2 protein-coding genes are annotated in these 3,678 nt (G+C 39.4%); both read right to left on the bottom strand.

Translation table 11 applies throughout. The features are described from left to right. Positions 1–40: 40 nt before the first annotated feature. Entirely contained in the window at positions 41–1,207 is a 1,167-nt protein-coding gene (locus H5187_RS22845; RefSeq protein WP_182719461.1) for a nucleotide sugar dehydrogenase, read from the bottom strand. 359 nt (positions 1,208–1,566) lie between these two features. Further along, positions 1,567–3,522, bottom strand: coding sequence for a nucleoside-diphosphate sugar epimerase/dehydratase (locus tag H5187_RS22840; RefSeq protein ID WP_182719460.1), 1,956 nt, complete (start codon positions 3,520–3,522; stop codon positions 1,567–1,569). Positions 3,523–3,678 lie beyond the last annotated feature (156 nt).

The following is a 3,678-nucleotide window of genomic DNA, read 5'->3' as shown; positions in this document are numbered from 1 at the left end:
TTTAACCTTTAATCTTTAATCTTTAATCTTTAACTATTACTTAATCACTACCAAATAAATCGCGCGTATAAACTTTATCTGCAATATCACTCAGCTCTTCAACCATACGGTTGGAAACAACAACATCAGCAATTTCTTTAAACTCATTTAAATCTTTAATCACACGTGAATTGAAAAATGCTTCATCTTTTAAAGCTGGTTCATATACGACAACTTCAATCCCTTTGGCTTTAATGCGCTTCATAATCCCTTGGATTGCAGATGCTCTAAAGTTGTCTGACCCCGTTTTCATAACTAAGCGATACACGCCAACTATTTTAGGGCTGCGCTTAATGATTGAGTTCGCAATAAAATCTTTACGGGTAGTGTTGGCGTCAACAATAGCGCCAATCATATTATTTGGCACATCTTTGTAGTTAGCTAACAACTGCTTAGTATCTTTTGGTAAACAATAACCACCATAACCAAATGAAGGATTATTATAATGGTTACCAATACGAGGATCTAAGCTTACACCTTGTATAATTTGCTTCGCATTTAAGCCATGGCTCTCAGCGTAGCTATCGAGCTCATTAAAGTACGCTACACGCATTGCAAGATAGGTATTTGAGAATAACTTGATTGCTTCGGCTTCTGTAGAGTCAGTAAACAGAACCTCAATATCTTGCTTTATAGCACCTTGAGCCAATAAATTAGCGAACGTTTTTGCGCGTTCACTTTGCTCACCGACAATAATGCGAGATGGATACAAATTGTCATGCAATGCTTTACCTTCACGTAAAAATTCTGGCGAAAATATTACATTATCAGTGCCAAGCTTTTCTTTAATCGACTGTGTATAACCTACTGGTACAGTTGATTTAATGACCATAGTCGCCGTTGGGTTAATTCTTATTACATCTTTAATAACCGACTCAACACTATTGGTATTAAAATAGTTTGTTTCAGGATCATAATCAGTCGGTGTAGCAATAATTACAAATTCAGCGCCAACCAGTGCTGACTCTTTATTTGTAGTCGCGGTAAAATTTAATTGCTTATTTTGTAAAAAATCACTTATTTCAACGTCAACAATGGGTGATTGCTTGTCTTTTAAAAGTGCAACTTTATTTTCGTCGATATCAAGGGCAACAACCTTATTGTGTTGCGCAAGTAACATAGCATTAGACAGGCCAACATAACCCGTGCCAACAACAGCAATTTTCATTTTAAATTCCTTAAACGTCTTATTTAAAGCATCTTAGTACAAAGGCATATCGCCTAATACCTAGAGGCTTTCATCCAATTTTTTAATTCACATCACAATATATGATAACAACAGTTTAAAACTAAAAGGTGTCAGGCTAAATCTAACCCCAGTAGGAACTAGCTTCCCTAGTGCCTAATCACTCCCTAGCTCCTGCCTTTAATCTCTACCTCTGTGAACTCCGTGCCCTCAGTGGTGAATAAATCATTTAAAAATTTTTTACCACCGAGTACACCAAGGCGCTTCGAGCTACACCGAGAAGGCAAAGTTAAGCCTAGCACCTAGTCTTTTACCTAGCCCCTAGTACCTTTAACCTTCCCCTACCCCTTCAAATTAACCACATTCGCTTGAGGAGTACTTTCGAGCTGTTTGCCTTTTTTAGCATTCCATACCAAATCACAGATACCATCCGTTGGGTTAAATCCCGTTGGGGCGTCGAGTAACAATTGGCGGATCATTTCGTGGTCAAAGTTATGACAGGCAATGTCAAATGCTTCTAAAAACACTTTTAATTCAGGTAGCGGCAACATAGCTTCATTTGCCGTCATAATTCGCTCATGTGGCGTTTCACCAACGTTATCACCGATTAATAACTCTTCGTAAAGCTTTTCACCTGGGCGCAGGCCGGTGCATAAAATTTCGATATCACCATGGGGGTTGGTTTTGTCTTTCACTTCAAGGCCTGAAAGGCGGATCATCTTACTGGCTAAATCTTTAATTTTTACCGAATCCCCCATATCAAGTACAAATACATCACCACCTTTGCCCATAGAGCCGGCTTGAATTACCAATTGCGCAGCTTCTGGTATGGTCATAAAGAAACGGGTGATATCTTGGTGAGTAAGCGTAATTGGGCCACCTTCTTTAATTTGTCTGCGAAATAACGGTACCACAGAGCCAGACGAGCCAAGCACATTACCAAAACGCACCATACAAAAACGCGTACGATGTTCTTTACCTTTACTTTGCGCTAAACCTTGTAATACCAGTTCAGCCATGCGCTTAGTGGCGCCCATTACATTCGTTGGTCGTACCGCTTTATCGGTGGAAATTAATACAAAGGTTTCAACCTTTGCGTTAACGGCTGCTTTGGCTGCGTAGTAAGTACCAAATACGTTATTACGCACACCTTCAACCACATTATGCTCAACTAAAGGTACATGCTTATAAGCCGCTGCGTGGTACACCGTTTGTACACCAAATGCCATCATTACGGTTTCAATACGGTTAATACGTTGCACAGAGCCCATTATTGGGATTAGCTCTAAATCAATATGATTATTTGCTATGTACTCATTTAATTCTTTTTCAATAGAATACAAACCAAACTCAGAGATTTCAAATAACACCAGTTTTTTAGGTTGCTGCCTAACTATTTGCCTACACAGCTCAGAGCCAATAGAACCACCGGCTCCAGTAACCATAACTATTTTGCCAGTAATATTTGCAGCCATAAGTTCTGGTTTTGGGGTAACTGGGTCACGGCCCAATAAATCTTCAATTTCAACTTCTCTAAATTCAGAGAGCTGCGCTTTACCTTCAACTACATCTGCCATACCAGGGATAGATAAAACTTTAATCGTTAATGGCTCTAGCTGCGCAAGTACTTCTTTGCGCCTTGCTCGGCTTGCACTTGGTAACGCTAACAATACTTTAGTAGCCTTGCCTTTATTAATCAGTTCATAAATATCTTTAAAACAAATTACCGGAATACCTTGAACGATAGACCCTTGTTTGCTTTGATCATCATCAATAAAAGCACGAACGTAATATTCTGGCCCGGCACCGAGTGCTGTTGCAAGCTGCCTTCCCGCTGAGCCTGCACCGTAAATAATAACCGATTCTTTATTTACGGTGGCCATTTTGCCGATCATCGCTCGCACTAAAATGCGCGAACCACCAACGGTAAGTAAACATAACCAAGCAAAAATAAATGGCATGGTACGTGGGATAGTAATACCCACAAAAAACGACAACAAGACTAAGCAAGCAGTAGTAATAATAGTACCAAGCACAATAGCCCAGAGCGCCTGCGAATTCATGTACCTTAATACAGCACGATATAAACCAAGATTGATAAATGCGATTAAACCAGTAGGAATTAACATTGCTAACAGCAGCCAATTACCCACCTCACTAAAAGGTGCAAGGCTGTCCAAACGCACTATAAGCGCAAGCCAAAATGCTGCGGCAATAAAAAGTGAATCAATAAATAAGGTGATAGCACGCTTTTTAGCGCGAGAAGCATTCAAAATAGACCGGATGAAACTATCCACAACAAGTTCCCTTTTCTTGTACTCTGTTGATTCGAAAAATAAAAGAGTAAATAATATACTCTTTGATTATTAAAATTTTATCAATTATAGCTTATAAAAAGCATAGGAGCTATCAGCTATCAGCTATCAGCTATCAGCTATCAGCTATCAGCTATC

It is taken from the genome of Pseudoalteromonas sp. SG44-1, assembly GCF_014164315.1.
Lineage (GTDB): Bacteria > Pseudomonadota > Gammaproteobacteria > Enterobacterales > Alteromonadaceae > Pseudoalteromonas > Pseudoalteromonas rhizosphaerae.
Note: the sequence above shows the minus strand (reverse complement) of the source record. Positions and strands in the feature narration are given on the sequence as shown.

What these genes read in the sequence shown, in the direction of transcription:
- H5187_RS22845 (WP_182719461.1), bottom strand. Translation starts at nt 1,207, where the DNA reads ATGAAAATTGCTGTTGTTGGCACGGGTTATGTTGGCCTGTCTAATGCT.